Consider the following 18244-nt stretch of genomic DNA (forward strand, 5'->3'; position numbering starts at 1 on the left):
CCGGCACCGCGCGGCTGTCATGCGTCGCGGACGTCCCAGGTCTCGCGGACGTCGACGCCCGCGTCCTTGATCAGGTTGAGCAGCGGGCAGCGCGCCGCCACCAGGGTCTGCAGCTCGGCGAGCTGCTCCGGCGTCGCGGTGGTGCTGAGGGTGATCCCCAGATCGAGGTGCTGGAAGTGCGGGGAGACGTCCGCGGTGCCGAGGAACCCGCGCAGGTCGAGCGTGCCGGAGGCCTTGGTCTCCACGGCGCCGACCTCGAGCGACAGCTCGGCGGCGACCGTCCGGACAACCACCGTCAGGCAACCGCTGAGGGAGGCCAGGACGTACTCGATCGGGTTGGCGCCCTCGTCCGCCCCGCCGATGGCCGGCGGCTCGTCGACCACGAGGGTGAACTGCCGGGCCTCGACCCGGGTGTTGAGCCCGCCCTGCCAGACGCCGGAGACGTCGAAGCTGGCGAGCTGGGGCTGGGTGTCGATGCTGGTGGTGGTCATGGTGGTCCTCTTCGCAGTGGGGTGAGCACGGCGCACGCGACCGATCGGCCGGGCGCAGGGCGGCGGCGCGGTGACGGCACGCGTCGCCGGCGGGACACGGCGCACGGGGCGGGACCGTGAGCGGTCCGGGCGGCTCAGGCCGCGGGCGTCCCCGCGCGCCGGCGCATTCGCGTCCCGGGAGGCCGGCGGCGGAGGTCGGCGGTCGTGGCCGCTGCGGCGGCGTGGCGAACGATCACGGCGGCCTCCCTCCGGCTCGATCCGGTCCGCCCGGAACGGGCGGCATGCGGGAAACGCTAGGAGCCACCGCCCGTCCCGTGCAGCGGCGGGCCAGGCCCCGAGATCCCAGCGCACCGCGTCTCACATGCCGAGCGGTTGACCCGACCGCCCGTGGTTCGCTCGCGCAAGCCGGCAAGATGTTGTAGGCGGGGCCGCGACCATGAGGCGGCCGGTCCGCCACGGACGTCGACGATGCCGGGTTTGTGCAAATTGCCTAGGCAGTGTCACCGCCCGCGCGTAGCGTCTTGCCACATGGGATTCGCGATCCAGGCGTCCGGGCTGACCAAGCGGTACGGCGAGGTCCTGGCGCTCGAGGGCATGGACCTGAACGTGTCCACGGGCACCGTGCTCGGGCTGCTCGGGCCGAACGGGGCGGGGAAGACCACCTGCATCCGGATCCTCACCACTCTGCTGCGCCCCGACTCGGGCACCGCCACGGTGGCCGGCGCCGACGTGCTGCGCGAGTCCCGCAAGGTGCGCGAGCGCATCGGGCTCTCCGGTCAGTACGCCGCGGTCGACGAGTACCTCACCGGCTTCGAGAACCTCGACATGATCGGCCAGCTCTACCATCTGGACCGCCGGAAGAGCCGGGAGCGGGCACGCGAGCTGCTGGTGCAGTTCCGCCTCGACGACGCCGGGGACCGCCCCGCCAAGACCTACTCCGGTGGCATGCGCCGTCGGCTCGACCTGGCGGGGGCGCTCGTGGCGAACCCGCCGGTGCTGTTCCTGGACGAACCCACCACTGGTCTGGACCCCCGCTCGCGCCTGGACATGTGGGAGGTCATCCAGAACCTGGTCACCGGGGGCAGCACGGTGCTGCTGACCACCCAGTACCTCGACGAGGCCGATGCCCTGGCCGACGAGATCGTCGTGATCGACCGCGGCCGCCTCATCGCCCAGGGCACGACCGACGAGCTGAAGGCCCAGGTCGGCGGGGAGCGGCTCGAGGTGGTCGTCTCCAACGCCGATCAGCTCGGCGCCGCCCACGAGCTGCTCGCGCCGCTCGCCCTCGCCCCGGCCACGCTGGACGAGCGCGCCAGGTTGCTCGTCCTGCCGGTCTCCGGCGGCACCGGCCCGCTCGTGGACGCCCTGCACCGGCTGGACGACGCACGCGTGTCGGTCGACGACATCGGCATCCGCCGCCCCACCCTCGACGACGTCTTCCTCGCCCTGACGGGGCACGCTGCCGAGGAGGGGGCCGGGGCCGACAGCGGGTCGCAGCCAGGCGAGAGCAGGTCCGGCGGGCAAGGACGCGGCGACCAGCCTGGGGGTGAGCACCGGGGCGCCGGGCAGCCGAGCGACGGACGGCGGGGCGAGCGGACCGCTACGGCCGGGGCCTCGCGCGGCCGGCACGCCGGACCGGACGGAGAGGCGCAGCGATGACCTTGACCGGAGTGCGGGACGGCTACGTGGTGGCCAAGCGCAACCTCATCAAGATCAAGCGGGTGCCCGACCTGCTCGTCTTCACCACCATCCAGCCGATCATGTTCGTGCTGCTCTTCGCCTATGTCTTCGGTGGGGCGATCGCCCCGGAGGACGGCGGGGCGGCGTACCGGGAGTTCCTCATCGCCGGGATCTTCGCCCAGACCGTCGTGTTCGGGGCAACCATCACCGGGGCGGGCCTGGCCGACGACATCAAGAAGGGCATCATCGACCGGTTCCGGTCCCTGCCCATGAGCTCCTCGGCGGTACTGGTCGGCCGCACCCTGTCCGACGTGGTCAACAACATCCTCGTACTGATCGTCATGGGCCTGACGGGGCTGGTCGTGGGCTGGCGGATCCGCACGTCGGTGCCCGAGGCACTGCTCGGCTTCGCCCTGCTCCTGGTCTTCGCCTTCGCGATCTCGTGGATCATGGCGTGGATCGGCATGCTCGTGCCCACGCCCGAGGTGGTGAACAACGCCGCGTTCATCGTGATCTTCCCGTTGACGTTCGTCGCCAACACCTTCGTGCCGATCGAGACGCTGCCCCCGCCGCTGCAGACCTTCGCCGAGTGGAACCCGGTCTCCGCCGTGACGCAGGCCGCCCGCGACCTCTTCGGCAACCCGAACCCGGACCCGAACGCCCCCGAGCCGACGTCCTGGGCTCTGCAGAACCCCGAGCTGTACACGATCCTCTGGACGGTGCTCATCCTCGCAGTGTTCGTGCCGCTGGCGACGTGGCAGTACAAGCGGTCCGCCAGCCGGTGACGTCGCTCACCTCGCGCTGGCCCTGACCGGGGGCAGGACGCCCCTGCCGCTCCTGTGGTGGCGCACCGGGCGGCCCTTGGTCCCGTTCGTCGGGTCGGTCCGGTCCCCCACCATGGAGGTCGACCGCGGGGCCCCGGGCCCCTCCGCCCATGGGAGGCCCAGATGATCGCCCTTCAGCTCGCCGTCGTCCTGGCCGCCATCTTCGTGGGCGCGCGACTGGGCGGGATCGCCATCGGTTTCGCCGGCGGCCTGGGCGTCCTCGTCCTCGCCCTGCTCGGCGTCTCGCCCGGGGCGATGCCGCTGGACGTCATCTCCATCATCATGAGCGTGATTGCGGCGATCGCCGCCATGCAGGTGGCCGGCGGCATGGACTACCTCGTCGACCTCGCGGACCGGTTCCTGCGGCGCAACCCGCGCTACCTGACGTTCCTGGCGCCGATGGTCACCTACCTCATGACCTTCATGGCGGGCACGGGGCACACCGCCTTCTCCACCCTGCCGGTGATCACCGAGGTGGCCAAGGAGAACAACATCCGCCCGTCGCGGCCGCTGTCGGTCGCCGTCGTCGCGTCGCAGATGGCCATCACGGCGTCCCCGATCTCCGCCGCCGTGGTGTTCTTCGCCGGCGCCATGGAGCCGCACGGGGTGGACTACCTCGAGCTCCTCGCTGTGGTGGTGCCCTCGACCTTCCTCGCCTGCATGGCCACCGCGGCGCTCATGATGGGGCTGGACCGCCTGCGCGGCACCAGCGAGCTGAGCACGCACTCGGAGTTCCAGCGGCGCTGGGCCACCGGTGAAGTGGCCGTGGCGGGACGCCAGGACCGCGAGATCAAGCCGGGCGGGCGGCGGTCGGTGGCAATCTTCCTCATCGGCCTGCTCGGGGTGATGACCTACGCCACCCTCATCAGCGACAAGGTGGGCCTCGTCGCCGAGCCAGTGATGGAGCGCGACGCCGCGATCATCGCCTTCATGCTCGCCACCGCCGCGGTGATCGTGCTCGCGTGCAAGGTGCCCACCCAGGACATCCTCGGCGCCTCCACGTTCAAGGCGGGGATGAGCGCGAGCATCTGCGTGCTCGGCGTCGCATGGCTCGGGACGACGTTCGTCTCCGCGAACGAGGAGGCGATCATGAGGGTGGCAGGTGACCTCCTCGCCTCCCAGCCGTGGGCGCTCGCCGTCGTCCTGGCCTTCGCCTCCGCGCTGCTGTACTCCCAGGCCGCCACCGCCAAGGCGCTCGTGCCGACAGCGCTGGCCATCGGCATCGCACCGCTGACGGCGGTGGCCTCCTTCGCAGCCGTCTCGGCCCTGTTCGTGCTGCCGACCTACCCCACGCTCCTCGCCGCGGTGGAGATGGACGACACCGGCACCACCCGCATCGGGCGGTTCGTCTTCAACCACCCGTTCCTGCTCCCGGGAACCCTGAACATCGCCATCGCGGTGTGCCTGGGGTTCGCGTTCGGGTCGGTCATCCTCTGAGCTCGCCGCGCCGCTGACGGTTCCCCGCTCGGGCGGCGCCCTCGCCCGCACAGGGGCACACTTCCGGCCATGAGATGGTCTCGTGCCCTCATCCCCCTCGCCGGTCTCACCGGTGTGGCCGCCCACGACCTGCTGCAGCGCAAGCGCACCCTGCTGCGGAACTTCCCGGTCATCGGGCACGCCCGCTACGCCGTCGAGGCCATCGGACCCGAGCTGCGGCAGTACATCGTGGCCGGCAACGACGAGGAGCGGCCGTTCAGCCGGGACCAGCGGCGCTGGATCTACGCCTCCGCCAAGGGCGAGAACAACTACTTCGGGTTCGGCACCGACAACGACATCGAGCGGTCCGACGGCTACCCGATCATCAAGCACCGCACCTTCTCCGCCGTCGCCCCGCCCTCGCACCCGAATGCCGGGGAGGAGGTGCGCCTGCCGTGTGCGAAGGTCCTCGGCGGCGCCCGTGGCCGCGCGCAGGCGTTCCGGCCGCAGTCGATCGTCAACGTCTCGGCGATGAGCTACGGCTCTCTGTCCGGCCCCGCCGTCGAGGCGATGAACAGGGGCGTCGCGCTGACCGGGGCGCTGCACAACACGGGCGAGGGCGGCCTCTCGCCCCACCACCGCCAGGGCGGCGACCTCGTCTTCCAGATCGGCACCGCCTACTTCGGCTGCCGCGACGAGGACGGCGCCTTCGACCTCGAGCGACTGAAGTCGCTGGTGGCCTCCGCGCCGGTGCGGGCCCTGGAGATCAAGCTCAGCCAGGGTGCCAAGCCGGGCCTGGGCGGGGTGCTGCCGGCGGCCAAGATCTCCGCCGAGATCGCCGCCATCCGGGGCATCCGCACCGACCGCGACTGCATCAGCCCCTCCCGGCACGCGGAGTTCAGCGACGTCGACAGCATGCTGGACTGGGTCGAGCTGCTCGCCGCCGAGACCGGCCTGCCGGTGGGCATCAAGTCCGCGGTCGGGGATTTGGAGTTCTGGCACCAGCTGGCGGAACAGATGGCCGACGGCGCACGCGGCGTCGACTTCATCACCATCGACGGCGGCGAGGGCGGCACCGGCGCCGCGCCGATGACGTTCACCGACTCGGTCTCGTTGCCGTTCCGGGTGGGCTTTCCCCGGGTGTACGCGATCTTCGCCGAGGCTGGACTGGCCGACCGGATCGTCTTCGCCGGTGGCGGCAAGCTCGGGCTGGCCGACAACGCGATCGTCGCGTTCGCCCTGGGCTGTGACCTGGTCAACGTCGCCCGTGAGGCGATGCTCGCGATCGGGTGCATCCAGGCCCAGCGTTGCCACACCGACCGCTGCCCCGTGGGTGTAGCCACCCAGAACCCCTGGCTCACGCACGGCCTGGACCCATCGCTGAAGTCCGTGCGGCTCGCCAGCTACCTGCGCACCTTCAACCGTGACCTGCTCAAGGTGGCCGAGTCCTGCGGGGTGCTTCACCCCGGGCTCATCGACGTCGACGACGTCGAGATCCTCGCCGGCAACCAGGCCGGTCGCCCGCTGCGCGAGGTGGTGGGCTACCAGCCGGGCTGGGGGCTGCCCTCGGCCGCGCAGCAGGCGGAACTGACGGCGATCATGACCGGCGCCGCACCGACGGGCGGGACCGCGCCGGAGTCCGAGACCAGCCAGGGCTGAAGGGATCGCTCAGCCGACCTGGACGTCCACCCGGTGCCAGCCGGTCGCGCCGTCGGGCACGACGCCGGCCCGCTCCCCGGTCTGCACGACACCGTCGAGCCCGGTCGCCCGGACCTCGAGCGAGTGCTTTCCCGGCTCGGCTGGCCACCGGTAGACCCACTGCCGCCAGGTGTCCACGTTGACCGCGTCAGCCAGCTCGGCGGGCCGCCACTCGCCGTCGTCCACGCGCACGTCGACCGCCGCGATGCCGGTGTGCTGGGCCCACGCCACCCCGGCCAGGACCACCTCGCCCGCCGCCAGCTCCCCGCCGCCGCGGGGCACGTCGATGCGCGAGGAGATCTTCACCGGGGCGCGCGGCGACCAGCCGCGGTCGGTCCAGTACGCCGTCGCCTCCGCGAAGCGGGTGACCTCCAACTCGGCCACCCACTTGGTGGCCGAGACGAACCCGTACAGCCCCGGCACCACCAGGCGCACCGGGTAGCCGTGCTCGGGCGGCAGCTCGGTGCCGTTCATGCCCACCGCGAGCAGGGCGTTGCGCTCGTCCGTGAGGACCTCGAGCGGGGTGGAGGCGGTGAACCCGTCGACGCTGCGGGAGAGCACCATGTCCGCACCGGGCAGCGGCCGGGCCCGCGCGAGGACCTCCCGTACGGGCAGCCCGAGCCAGGACGCGTTACCCACCAGGTGCCCGCCCACCTCGTTGGACACGCAGCACAGGGTCACCCACGCCTCGGTCAGCTTCTCGCCGAGCAGCTCGTCCAGGGTCAGGCGCACCTCCTGCTCGACCATGCCGTGCACGCGCAGCTCCCACGTAGCCGGGTCCACCCGGGGGACGAAGAACGCGGTGTCGATCCGGTAGAACTCGGGGTTGGGCGTGCGGTAGGGCGCCAGTCCGTCGATGCGCAGGTCAGCGCCCGGTGGTGGTGCGGGCGCCAGGACGGCGGGGTCCGGCAGCGCGAGCGGTGGCCCTGCGGCGACGGTGCCGGCGCCTGTCATCCGGGACACGGTGGCCCCGACCAGGGCCGCGCCGGTGACCAGGCCGGCGCCCTGCAGGAGGCGTCGCCGGTCCAGGGTGCGCCGGTCCCGCATGGCCCGCCCGGCGTCCACGGGCCGCGCCGGTGCCAGGACGGCGACCAGCACCATCGCCCCTGCCGCGGTCGCGGCGAGCACCGGCCACGTGGCCACCAGCCCGCCGTCGGGCCGCGACGCCGTGGCCGCCGCGGCGAGCAGCCCGAGGAAGGCGACGACCATCGCGCCCGAGTACCGACGTCGTCGTTCCTCCAGGCCCGCGACGACAGCGAGGGCGACCATCACCACGACGATGCCCACGCCGAGGGGCACCTTGTCGTTGGTGCCGAAAAGGTCGATCGCCAGCTCCTTGAGCCAGGAGGGCGTGAGGTCGATGAACGCCTCGGCCACCGCCTCCACCGGCCCCGGGCCCGTGCCGGCGAACCGCGCGAGAAGGTCCGCCAGGACGACGGCGCCACCCGTGACCAGGACGCCGACGAGCGCCGCGCGTGGGCGGGTCAGGCCGGGCTGGGGCGCTGGGGGCGTGCCCGTTCTGCGGGACGCGGAGGAGCTCGGGCGCCGCGATGCCGCCGGCCCACCTGCCGCTCCGGGCGGCTGGTGACGTTCGGGCGCCTCGTGCACGGGACCACCTCCGTCGGTGCGCGTGCCTGCGTGCTGATTGTCCTCCGCCGCGCGGCGAGGTGGAAGGAGGTCCCGGCTACTCGAGCGGCCCGCGGCGCTCCTGGAGGAGGTCTCGCAGCACGGTCAGCTCCGCCGTCTGGGCGTTGACGACCGTCACCGCGAGGCGGCGCACCACGTCCTCCTCGGCCCGGTTCGCCGCGTACTCGGCCATGTCCACGCCCGCCTCGTGGTGCGGGATCATCAGCTGGAGGAAGAGGCGCTCGGCGTCGCGGCCCTCCGCGTCGGCGAGCTGGGCGAGCTCCGCCGGGGTCGCCATGCCGGGCATGCCGGCCTGCGCCGTCGTCGCGTGGTCGGTGTGGTCGGCCATCCAGGCCATGACCGGCTGGGAGGAGGACTGGCGCAGACCCCATTGCTCCAGCCAGGCGTACATCTGCCCGTTCTGATGCTGCTGGGTGAGCTCGATGTCGAGGGCCAGCTGGCGTACGGCGGGGTCGTCCGTGCGGTCCCGCACCAGGGCGGACATCTGGACCGCCTGCGCGTGGTGGGTGCCCATGTCGCGGGCGAACCCGGCGTCGACCGAGGCGTCCGTGGGGTGCCCAGGCCCGGCTGCGAGGCGCGACCCCGCGATGAGCCCGACGATCGCCGCCAGGGCGGCGAGCAGCACCACCCCGGCGAGCAGGGCGGGGTGGCGCGCGGCGCCCGCGCCGGCCGGTGCGGGCCCTGTCACGGCCGGTCGTGCGTCGATGCCCATGGACATGATCAGGCCGGCGTCCCGGTGCCGCCGAAGCAGGCTGCCCCGGGCTCGAGCGTCTGCTCGCCCTGGAGGTACCGCTCGAGGAAGACGTCGATGCGCTCGTCGCCCGCGTCGTCGAGCCTGAGCTGGTGGCCCCAGGCGCTCGCGACGATCGGCGAGTCGAGCCCCTCGTAGGGCGTCAGCAGCGCGTACGCCTCGCCGCGAACCGCGTCCTGGAGGAGCGCGACCTGGTCGGCGGTCAGGTCCGGGGAGTAGGTGATCCACACGGCGCCGTGCTCGAGGGAGTGCACCGCGTTCTCGTTGGCCACGGGCTCGGTGTAGATGCCGCAGTTCTGCCAGACGGTGTTGTGGTCACCACCGACGGGCGGGAAGGTCGCGTATTCGACGGTGCCCTCGACGTGGTTGTTCGTCAGGCCCGTGAACTCCTCGACACCCTCGATCGGCGCGTTGGCGGCCGCCTCGATCTGCTGCTGCTGGCGGACCTGGTTCACCAGCGGCACCGCGACGGCCGCGACGAGACCCAGCGAGACGACGGCCGCGCCACCGAAGATCGTCACCTTGCGGCGCTTGTCCTTCCGGGCCTGCTCGGCCCGCATGGCGGCGACGCGAGCGGTGCGCTCCTGGACCAGCTGCTTGCGGTTGCTCACGTGGCTCCTCGCCGGCGGTGATTAGTTGCTCGTTCAAGTATCGAGGGCCCAGAGTAGCCGACGGCGGGGACAGCGGGAACCGAATCGCCGGACGCCGGCACGGTGGGAGGTTGTGGACCCGTGCCGCTACCCGGCGAGCCGGCGTGCCGACCAGCCACCGGTTGCGCCGAGCACGTACTCGAGCCGGTTGCTCGGTCCAGCGTCCTCACCGCGCCAGAACGCCAGCCTCTCGGGCACGACGTCGTATCCCACCCACCACGGCGGTCGGGTCAGCTCGCCGGGGTGGGACGCAGCGAATGCCTCGAATGCCCGACGGCGGTCGGCGGCCGGGCGGGCGGCGAGCGCGTCGTCGTTCACCCAGGACAGCAGCCGCAGGTACCGCGGCAGGCGGGCGAAGGCGCCGTCGAGCCGGTCCTCCGCCGTACGCGCCACCGCCCCCAGGACGATGAGCTGGCGCAGCTCGTCGCGCCACACGAGGGCCAGCGCCACCCGTGGGTCCGCCTCGAGCTGCGCCGTCTTCCGGGACCGGGCGTCCGTGTGGAACACGAAGGCCTCTTCGGTGACGTCGCTGAGGAGCACGTGGCGGGCGTCCGGCGCGCCGTGCTTGTCGACGGTGGTCAGCGTCATGAGCGTGCTCTCCACGGACGCACCGACCCAGTGGCGCGCGAGCGTCATGGGGTCCGGGGTGTCGTCGGGGTCGACGTCCGTCCCGAAAGGGTTGACCAACTCCATCCTGACCTCCTCCTCGTGTGCCGGCCGGCAATGCCCACCCTCGGGCACCGTCTGGGGATGCGCACGCGCAGCGCGGGGTCGCGGGACGCGGACGGCGTGGCTCGCCTAACGCGGCCGCCACCTCGGCCCGGCGGAATAGCGCCCGCACCTTCCCGGTTGCCCGATCAGTGTCCGCGGACGGACGTTGCCCGATCAGTATCCGCGGATGGACCGACGAGAGGATCGCCGTGGCACAGCAGCTCCAGCTCGGACTCGACACCTTCGGGGACGTGACCTTCGACGGCGACGGCGTCCCCCTGCCGCACCCGCAGGTGATCCGCAACGTGGTCAAGGAGGCGGTTCTCGCGGACGCGGTCGGCCTGAGCTTCATCGGCGTCGGTGAGCACCACCGCCCCGACTTCGCGGTGTCCGCGCCCGATGTGGTCCTCGCCGCGATCGCCGGGCAGACCAAGCAGATCCACCTCGGCTCGGCGGTCACCGTGCTCAGCTCGGACGACCCCATTCGGGTGTTCCAACGCTTCGCCACTCTCGACGCCGTCTCCCAGGGTCGCGCCGAGGTCATTCTCGGGCGCGGCTCGTTCATCGAGTCCTTTTCGCTCTTCGGCTACGACCTGCAGGACTACGAGCTGCTCTTCGAGGAGAAGCTCGACCTGTTCGTGAACCTGCTCAGCGAGGGCCCGGTGACCTGGTCCGGGCAGACCCGTCCGCCGCTCAAAGACCAGAAGGTGTACCCGTACACCGAGGCCGGGCGGCTGACCACATGGATCGGCGTCGGCGGCAGCCCGCAGTCGGTCGTGCGCGCCGCCAAGCACGGCATCCCGCTCATGCTCGCGATCATCGGCGGTGCGCCCGCACGTTTTGCTCCACTGGTGGAGCTGTACAAGCGGGCACTCGCCCAGCTCGGCAAGCCAGAGCTGCCGATCGGGGCACACTCCCCCGGGTACGTCGCCGCCACCGATGTTCAGGCGCGGGAGGAGATTTTCCTGCACCACCGTGCGATGCAGGACCGGATCGGACGCGAGCGGGGCTGGCCGCCCATGACTGTCGAGCAGTTCGAGCACGAGGTCGGGCCCGAGGGCGCGCTCTTCGTCGGGTCGCCGGAGACCGTTGCCGGCAAGATCGCCCGAGCGGCGAAGACCCTGGGCCTGGCGCGGTTCGACATGAAGTACTCCGTCGGCACGCTGCCCCACGAAAAGCTCATGACGAGCATCGAGCTGTACGGCACCAAGGTTGCGCCGCTGGTCCGCGAGATGCTCCAACAGTGAACATGCCCGACGCCGGAACGAGGCTCGCGGCGCGAACCTCCGAACGTCATTCACCGCTCCGCTGATCCGCGCAGACCCATATCGGCTGATCAGGACGCTGTCAGGGGCGATGTCAGTGCTCGCCGATAGCGTCTGGGGCATGCTCGATGACGAGGATGTGGACGCGGTGGTGGGGCCTGTTGGCGCTGCCGCGGTGGTGACGCGTTCTGGGCCGAGCGCGCTGGAAGTGGCGATGATGACGGCGTTCTTCGCAGCACCGGCGTCGGTGCCGCCGGTGAGGGTGGCCCGTGGGCAGGAGCCGGGGGTGCAGTGGTTCCCGATCGTGGCCGGGACGCCCGTGACGTTCGAGCTTGATCTGGTGGTCCCGGAGACAACCACCGCCACCACCGCCGCCGCCGTCTCGTCCGCTGTCTCCTCCGCTCCTGGTGGGAGCACCGGCCCGGTCGTGGCCGCGAGCCTGGCCGAGGCGGTCGCAGCGGGGTGGGTCGCGCCGGCGCCGGCGCCCACGCCGGGGCTGGCCGGGATCGTGGACGCGGCGCAGGAGCTGCTCGGCAGCTGCTCGGCTTGCGGTGCTGGACCCGGTAGAGCCGTTCGGGCAGGACCTGTCCGATTTGGTCGAGCTGGCCGCGCAGTGGTCACGGGTCATCGGCTACGCCCACGCCCGCCGCGCGGACGCGGTCGCGGCGCTGGTCACCGGGTTCCTGGACGATCTGGGCACCGGGACCGCGACACTGGCGGCGACCACCGAGCTGGCCATGCGCCTGGGCGTGACCCGCCAGAGCGCCGCGAAGGTCGTGTCCACCGCGCTGGCGATCAGCGGGCCGCTGGCCGCGACCGGGCAGGCCCTGGCCAACGGGCACCTGGACGCACGCAAGGCGGAGATGATCGCCACCGCCCTGGAGCACCAGCCGTACCCGGTGTGCGAGGCGGTCCAGGACGCGGTGCTGCCCACCGCGGCCGGGCGCACCCACCCCCAGCTGGCCCAGGACCTGACCAAGGCGCTGATCGCGGCAGACCACCACGCCGCCCAGGCCCGGCACCGCACCGCCCGGGACGGGCGGCGGGTCAACCACCCCCGGCACCTGCCCGACGGGATGGCGTCGATCTTCGCGGTGCTCCCGGCGCCCGATGCCCTCGCGCTGGACCTGGCCCTGGACGCCGCGGCCCGCTCCGCCAAGGCCGGCGGGGACGGGCGCACCCTGGACCAGCTCCGCGCGGACATCCTCGCCGCGATCGGGGCCGACGCCCTGATCCAGGGCGGCTTCGGTGCCCCAACCCCGGCCCGCACACCGATCCCGGTCCCACCTGCCCCGCCGGTCGACACCCCGATCCGCCGCCCGGCACCCGACCCCAGCGACCAGCACCTGGACCGTGAAGCCGCAGAGACCACCGACCCCGCGCCGGACGAGCCGGCGGCCCCGCCAGTCAACGCACCGGTGGACGCCGTCGGTCCAGCCGACGCACCCGACGACGCAGACCTCCCAGCACCGCCGACCGGCCCGCCGCCCGACCAGCGGCCCGACGCCGACGGCGTGCCCGACGCCGTCCCACCGCCCGACGTCGACAACGTGCCCGACGCCATCCCGCGAGATGCCGACGCACCACCCAGTGCCCCCGCACCACCAGACACCACGGACCCTCCCGGCAGTGTCGACCCACCCGGCACCGACCCGCCACCGCCGCGTGCGTGGATCCCGCTCGGCCTCCTCGGCGGCGTCCCGGTCCGCGTCAACGTCACCGTCCCGATGGCCACCCTGCTCGGCGGCGACGAACCCGGCACCCTGCACGGCTACGGCCCCATCGACCCCGCCACCGCACGAGCCCTAGCCCTGGGCGGCACCTGGCGCCGCCTGGTCACCGACCCCCTCAGCGGCACCGTCCTGGACCTGGGCCGCACCCGCTACCGACCACCCACCGACCTCGCCGAACTCATCCGCGCCCGCGACAAGACCTGCTTCCGGCCCGGCTGCGGCGCCCACGCCGACGGCTGCCACCTCGACCACACCATCCCCGCCGCCCACGGCGGCCCCACCGCCGACACCAACCTCGCCCCGGCCTGCACGACCGACCACACCCTGAAGACACTCGGCGACTTCTACGTCCGCCAGATCCACCCCGGCGTATTCGACTGGCTCTCCCGACGCACCGCCCGCACCTACCGCCGCGAAGCCGACGGCACCACCACCCCCATCCACCCCCGCACCGGACAATCCCTCACCAGCTCCACCTGGACCCCCGACTACGCCAACGACGAACCACCACCCTTCTGACCGTGAACCGGTTGGTCCATTCGTCGACCGGTCGGCCGGTCCTCGCCCGGCGCGACCAGGACCCGCCGGAGCACCCTAGGGCCCACCCGGTCGGGCGAGGCGGGCCAGCTCGTTCAGCCGGTTCTCGCACTCGCTGACGATGTCGTGGACGATCTCTCCCGCCGGCCGCAGCCCCGCAAATGTGCCGACCACCTGACCGACGAAGAACGACTCCAGGTCTCGAGCCCGCTCATCACCGGCCTGGGCAGCGACATCGATCCGCTCCCAGGCTTCCCGGACCAGCACGGACTGCCAGGGCATCGGAAGTGGCGACGGTGCGCCCGGCCGGCCCCACTCGTCCAACCACGCGCTACGCAGCTGGCGTGCGGGTTTCCCGGTCCGCGTCCTGCTGATCGTCGTGTCCGTACTACGGGCGGAGATCAACTTGTCCTTGATGACCGGGCTCGCCGGGTCCTCGAAGCTGGATAACCAGACCGAACCGGTCCACGCGCCCGCGGCCCCGAGTGCCAGGGCCGCGGCCATCTGCCTGCCGGTGGCGATGCCGCCCGCGGCCAGCACCGGCACGCTGCCGGCGAGCTCCACGACCTCAGGAGTGAGAACCATGGTGGCGACGTTGCCTGTGTGCCCCCCACCCTCGGTCCCCTGCGCGACGAGGAGGTCCACCCCCGCAGCCAGCTGTCGCCGCGCGTGCTCCGCCGTGCCGACCAGCGCCGCGATCGGGACACCCGCCCGCCGGGCCAGGTCGATCATCTCCGGCGGTGGGGTCCCGAGGGCGCTGGCAACGAGCGCTGATCGGTGCGCGAACACCACCTCGAGCAGCTCGTTGACGGTCGCCGCGTCGGTGTTTGTCTCCAGGCTCAGATCGATCCGGCCGGTTCGGTCGAGAACGACGTCGTCGCCGAGCGGCGGGATGCCGAACCGGTCCAGCACGTCCTCGACGAACGCACGGTGCGCGGGGGGAACCTTCGGCGGGTCGCCGTCGAGCGGCTGCACCCGCTCCCCGGTCAGCGTCGGTGTCGGGACAAGCAGGTCGACACCGTACGGCCGACCGCCCAGCTCGTCCTCGATCCACGTGAGCTGCGCGTCAAGCTGTTCGGGGGTGTACATGGTCGCCCCCAGGACACCCAGGGCCCCCGCACGGGAGACCGCCACGACCACGGCGGGCGAACGGTTGAAACCAGCGAGCGGGTGCACCACTCCCACGAGATCGGTGAACGGCGTACGCATTACGGCTCCTCCCTTGCGACGGTGAACAGTGTCTGACCCGGCTCGACTTGGTCGCCCACCGCGGTGTCGACCGACTCCACCGTCCCCGCGTGGGGAGCGATGAGCGGCATCTCCATCTTCATGGCCTCGAGAACACCCAGGACCTGCCCGGCAGCGACCCGCTCGTCGGGCACCACGGACACTGCGCGCACCTGGCCGGGCATCGGCGCGCTCACCACACCGTCCACCGGTGCGGCAGTCGCCGTGGTGAGCGGGTCATGAACTGTGAAGCGGTAGGCCTCGCCGTGATGTGCGACGGCGACGCCAGAGCCGACGCCGGGGACGTGGCCGGGCATGCCCAGATCACCCGCGAGCACGGTGGCGCGCTGCCAGGCACCGCCGACCTCGAGACGGACCTCGATGGCCTGCCGGTCTTCACGGGGCGCGGTGACCGAGCGCCCGACGACCACCGAGAACGGGCCGGCCACCTCGTCCCGGACCCGCTCGACCCGCCGCGCAGCGCGATCTACCCGGAGCCGGTGCCGCACGCCGCCGTGGTTCAGGTCGACGAGCACCGCACCCGGCGGGCCACCCGACCGCCACCCGTCCCCCGCACCGAAGGGGTGCGTCACGTCGTCCGCCGCCGTGGTGCCCAGCACCCAGGCGGCCGCGCACAGCGCGACGTCGGCCGGGCCCGGCGGAAACGCCCGAGGGTGCTCGTCCAGCCACCCGGTGTCGAGCTCGGAGCGGGCGAAGGCCTCGGAGGCGAGGAGACGGCGCAGCATCCCGGCGTTGGTCGTCAGTCCCAGGATGGCGGTGTCGTCCAGCGCGGCGACGAGCCGAAGCCTCGCCGCCTCCCGGGTGGGTCCGTGTGCGATGACCTTGCCCAGCAGCGGGTCGTACCAGGTGCCCACCTCCTGGCCGGCGACCAGCCCGGCGTCCACCCGCGCACCCGCCGGCCAGCGCACCGCCGACGCGCGACCAGCCTGCGGCAGGAAGTCGGCGTCCTCGGCGTACACCCGCGCCTCGATGGCGTGGCCGCGGACGTTGACGTCGGCCTGGGTCAGCGGAAGGGGCGCCCCCTGTGCGACGGACAGCTGGAGCGCGACCAGGTCGAGACCGGTGACGGCCTCGGTGACCGGGTGCTCGACCTGTAGGCGCGTGTTCATCTCCAGGAAGTACGCCTCCGCGCCTGTCCCCTCTCCCGCCACCAGGAACTCCACCGTGCCGGCACCGACGTAGCCGATCTCGCGAGAGAGCCGGACCGCGGCGTCGCACACCCGGGCACGCAGATCGGTCGAGATCGTCGGCGCCGGTGACTCCTCGACCACCTTCTGGTGCCGCCGTTGCACCGAGCAGTCCCGCTCTCCCAGGTGCAGGACGTGGCCGTGGCTGTCTGCGAGTACCTGGACCTCCACGTGCCGCCCGCGCGGCACGTACCGCTCCACGAGCAGCGTGCCATCCCCGAATGCCGCCACCGCCTCCCGGTGTGCCGCGGCCAGCGCCCCCGGCAGCGCGCCGGCGTCGGTCACCACCCGCATCCCCTTGCCCCCGCCCCCGGCCGCCGCCTTCACCATCACGGGCAGCCCCACCTCTGCGAGCGCCCGCGAGGCGAGGCGGCCGTCGTCGTCATCGGTGATCGCGGGCAGCACGTCGACGCCGGCGGCCTCCGCCGCCTCCCGGGCCGCGTCCTTGCGTCCCATCCGCGCCACCACGGCCGACGGCGGCCCCACCCACACCAGGCCGGCCTCCTCGCAGGCGCGCGCCAGCTCGGCGCTCTCGGAGAGGAACCCGTACCCGGGGTGGACGGCGTCGGCGCCGGTGGCGCGGGCGGCGGCCAGGATGGCGTGGATGCTCAGGTAGGACTCGGTTGCCGGGGCTGGACCGAGCCGGGCGGCGTCGTCCGCGGCAGTCACGTGCGGGGCGCCGCGATCGGCGTCGGAGTACACCGCGACGGTGCGCAGCCCGGCCGCGCGGGCGGCTCGGATGACGCGCAGGGCGATCTCCCCGCGGTTGGCGACGAGCAGGCTGGCGAACACGGCGCTCACATCCGGAAGACGCCGTAGGCCGGTGCCGGCACCGGGGCGTTGGCGGTTGCCGCGAGGCAGAGCCCGAGGACCCGCCGGGTGTCGACCGGGTCGATGACGCCGTCGTCCCAGAGCCGGGCGGTGGCGTAGTAGGCGGAACCCTGACGTGCGTACTGCTCGCGGATCGGGGCCTTGAAGGCCTCCTCCTCGGCATCCGGCCAGGTCTCCCCGCGGGCCTGGAGGCCGTCGCGGCGCACGGTGGCGAGCACCGTCGCCGCCTGCTCCCCGCCCATCACGGAGATCCGCGCGTTGGGCCAGCTCCACAGGAACCGCGGGTCGTACGCTCGCCCGCTCATTGCGTAGTTCCCGGCCCCGAAGGAGCCCCCGATGACCACGGTGAGCTTGGGCACCACCGAGCAGGCGACGGCGGTGACCAGCTTGGCGCCGTCCTTCGCGATGCCGGCGTTCTCGTAGTCCCGGCCCACCATGAAGCCGCTGATGTTCTGCAGGAACACCAGCGGGATGCCGCGGTGGTTGCACAGCTGGACGAAGTGCGCGCCCTTGAGGGCGGACTCGCTGAACAAGATGCCGTTGTTGGCGACGATGCCGACCTCGTAGCCCCAGATCCGCGCGAACCCACAGACCAGGGTGGTGCCGTAGAGCGCCTTGAACTCGCGCAGCCGGGAGCCGTCGACGATCCGGCGGATCACCTCACGCACGTCGTAGGGGGTGCGCGCGTCGGCCGGCACGACCTCGTAGAGCCCGGCGGGGTCCTCGGCGGGCTCCTCCGGGACGGCCCGCTGAAGCGACGACGGCGCAGCGCGGCCGAGCGTGGCGACGGCGCCGCGCAGCACCGCCAACGCCTCCCGGTCGTCTGCGGCGAGGTGGTCGACGACGCCGGAAACCCGTGCGTGGACGTCGCCGCCGCCGAGCTCTTCGGCCGTGACCACCTCGCCGGTGGCGGCCTTCACCAGCGGCGGCCCACCCAGGAAGATGGTGCCCTGGCCCCGCACGATGACCGACTCGTCGGCCATCGCCGGCACGTAGGCACCGCCGGCCGTGCACGAGCCCAGCACGGCGGCGAGCTGCGGGATGCCGCGCGCGGACATCTGGGCCTGGTTAAAGAAGATCCGCCCGAAGTGGTCCCGGTCGGGAAAGACCTCGTCCTGCAGCGGCAGGTACGCCCCGCCGGAGTCCACCAGGTACAGGCACGGCAGATGGTTGGCGGCCGCGACCTCCTGGGCCCGCAGGTGCTTCTTCACCGTCATCGGGTAATACGTGCCGCCCTTGACGGTGGCGTCGTTGGCGACGACGACGCACTCGCGCCCGGCGACCCGCCCGACGCCGGTCACGATCCCCGCGGCGGGGACCTCGTCGTCGTACATCCCGGTCGCGGCGAGCGGGGAGAGCTCCAAGAAGGGTGAGCCGGGGTCGAGGAGGAGGTCGATACGGTCCCGGACGAGGAGCTTGCCGCGGCCGAGGTGGCGCTCCCGGGCACGGTCCGGCCCGCCGCGGCGGACGTCCGCCAGACGCGCGCGCAGGTCTTCCGCGAGGTCGGCCAGTGTCTGGCCGGACGTCGTCGTCCTCGTCATCCACACCCCCGGTGCGGCGGTCGATACCCGCCCG

Annotated in this window: 14 protein-coding genes; 6 read left to right on the forward strand and 8 right to left on the reverse strand. The window is 72.6% G+C overall.

Features of this window, described 5'->3' with window-relative positions:
- Nucleotides 1-17: 17 nt before the first annotated feature.
- Nucleotides 18-491, reverse strand: coding sequence for an OsmC family protein (locus FE374_RS10615; RefSeq protein ID WP_139928909.1), 474 nt, complete (start codon nt 489-491; stop codon nt 18-20).
- A 528-nt stretch (nt 492-1019) separates the two neighbouring features.
- Between FE374_RS10615 and FE374_RS10620 the strand changes: the two genes are divergently transcribed.
- From FE374_RS10620 to FE374_RS10635, 4 genes are all read left to right on the forward strand, one after another.
- Nucleotides 1020-2150, forward strand: a complete 1131-nt coding sequence (locus tag FE374_RS10620; protein ID WP_139928911.1) for an ATP-binding cassette domain-containing protein — start codon at nt 1020-1022, stop codon at nt 2148-2150.
- Nucleotides 2147-2956: an ABC transporter permease gene (locus FE374_RS10625; protein WP_139928913.1), complete on the forward strand. Its 810-nt coding sequence runs from the start codon at nt 2147-2149 to the stop codon at nt 2954-2956. The genes FE374_RS10620 and FE374_RS10625 overlap by 4 nt, the downstream gene beginning before the upstream one ends.
- 162 nt (nt 2957-3118) lie before the next feature.
- Nucleotides 3119-4432, forward strand: a complete 1314-nt coding sequence (locus FE374_RS10630; protein ID WP_139928915.1) for an anaerobic C4-dicarboxylate transporter — start codon at nt 3119-3121, stop codon at nt 4430-4432.
- A gap of 69 nt (nt 4433-4501) precedes the next feature.
- Entirely contained in the window at nt 4502-6070 is a 1569-nt protein-coding gene (locus FE374_RS10635; protein ID WP_139928917.1) for an FMN-binding glutamate synthase family protein, read from the forward strand.
- 9 nt (nt 6071-6079) lie between these two features.
- Here the strand turns inward: FE374_RS10635 and FE374_RS10640 are convergent, their stop codons facing one another.
- The 4 genes from FE374_RS10640 to FE374_RS10655 all read right to left on the reverse strand — a co-directional run bounded on the left by FE374_RS10640 (nt 6080) and on the right by FE374_RS10655 (nt 9850).
- Nucleotides 6080-7717, reverse strand: coding sequence for a molybdopterin-dependent oxidoreductase (locus tag FE374_RS10640; protein ID WP_230978252.1), 1638 nt, complete (start codon nt 7715-7717; stop codon nt 6080-6082).
- A 76-nt stretch (nt 7718-7793) separates the two neighbouring features.
- Nucleotides 7794-8444 carry a DUF305 domain-containing protein gene (locus tag FE374_RS10645; RefSeq protein WP_230978253.1) on the reverse strand — a complete coding sequence of 217 codons (651 nt, stop codon included), beginning with the start codon at nt 8442-8444 and terminating at the stop codon, nt 7794-7796.
- Between the two features lie 32 nt (nt 8445-8476).
- Entirely contained in the window at nt 8477-9118 is a 642-nt protein-coding gene (locus FE374_RS10650; protein ID WP_230978254.1) for a DUF3105 domain-containing protein, read from the reverse strand.
- Between the two features lie 126 nt (nt 9119-9244).
- On the reverse strand, nt 9245-9850 hold the full coding sequence (locus FE374_RS10655) for a pyridoxamine 5'-phosphate oxidase family protein (protein WP_139928921.1): 606 nt from the start codon (nt 9848-9850) through the stop codon (nt 9245-9247).
- A gap of 227 nt (nt 9851-10077) precedes the next feature.
- Between FE374_RS10655 and FE374_RS10660 the strand changes: the two genes are divergently transcribed.
- The gene (locus FE374_RS10660; protein WP_139928923.1) at nt 10078-11115 is read left to right on the forward strand and encodes an LLM class flavin-dependent oxidoreductase; all 1038 of its coding nucleotides are present in this window, start codon (nt 10078-10080) and stop codon (nt 11113-11115) included.
- A 569-nt stretch (nt 11116-11684) separates the two neighbouring features.
- The gene (locus FE374_RS10665; protein ID WP_168205663.1) at nt 11685-13385 is read left to right on the forward strand and encodes an HNH endonuclease signature motif containing protein; all 1701 of its coding nucleotides are present in this window, start codon (nt 11685-11687) and stop codon (nt 13383-13385) included.
- A 75-nt stretch (nt 13386-13460) separates the two neighbouring features.
- Here the strand turns inward: FE374_RS10665 and FE374_RS10670 are convergent, their stop codons facing one another.
- From FE374_RS10670 to FE374_RS10680, 3 genes are read right to left on the reverse strand one after another with little or no spacing between them, the layout of a single operon-like run.
- Entirely contained in the window at nt 13461-14612 is a 1152-nt protein-coding gene (locus FE374_RS10670) for an NAD(P)H-dependent flavin oxidoreductase (protein WP_139928926.1), read from the reverse strand.
- Nucleotides 14612-16630: an acetyl/propionyl/methylcrotonyl-CoA carboxylase subunit alpha gene (locus tag FE374_RS10675; protein WP_179957306.1), complete on the reverse strand. Its 2019-nt coding sequence runs from the start codon at nt 16628-16630 to the stop codon at nt 14612-14614. Before FE374_RS10675 ends, FE374_RS10670 begins: the two co-directional genes overlap by 1 nt.
- A gap of 5 nt (nt 16631-16635) precedes the next feature.
- Entirely contained in the window at nt 16636-18210 is a 1575-nt protein-coding gene (locus FE374_RS10680; protein WP_139928930.1) for a carboxyl transferase domain-containing protein, read from the reverse strand.
- Nucleotides 18211-18244: the final 34 nt, after the last annotated feature.

The organism is Georgenia yuyongxinii, from assembly GCF_006352065.1.
Lineage (GTDB): Bacteria > Actinomycetota > Actinomycetes > Actinomycetales > Actinomycetaceae > Georgenia > Georgenia yuyongxinii.

Excerpts from the sequence above, each read along its gene's own strand:
- FE374_RS10625 (WP_139928913.1), top strand. The coding sequence starts at position 2,147 with ATGACCTTGACCGGAGTGCGGGACGGCTACGTGGTGGCCAAGCGCAAC.
- FE374_RS10615 (WP_139928909.1), bottom strand. The coding sequence starts at position 491 with ATGACCACCACCAGCATCGACACCCAGCCCCAGCTCGCCAGCTTCGAC.
- FE374_RS10630 (WP_139928915.1), top strand. The coding sequence starts at position 3,119 with ATGATCGCCCTTCAGCTCGCCGTCGTCCTGGCCGCCATCTTCGTGGGC.
- FE374_RS10620 (WP_139928911.1), top strand. The coding sequence starts at position 1,020 with ATGGGATTCGCGATCCAGGCGTCCGGGCTGACCAAGCGGTACGGCGAG.
- FE374_RS10670 (WP_139928926.1), bottom strand. The coding sequence starts at position 14,612 with ATGCGTACGCCGTTCACCGATCTCGTGGGAGTGGTGCACCCGCTCGCT.
- FE374_RS10680 (WP_139928930.1), bottom strand. The coding sequence starts at position 18,210 with ATGACGAGGACGACGACGTCCGGCCAGACACTGGCCGACCTCGCGGAA.
- FE374_RS10635 (WP_139928917.1), top strand. The coding sequence starts at position 4,502 with ATGAGATGGTCTCGTGCCCTCATCCCCCTCGCCGGTCTCACCGGTGTG.
- FE374_RS10655 (WP_139928921.1), bottom strand. The coding sequence starts at position 9,850 with ATGGAGTTGGTCAACCCTTTCGGGACGGACGTCGACCCCGACGACACC.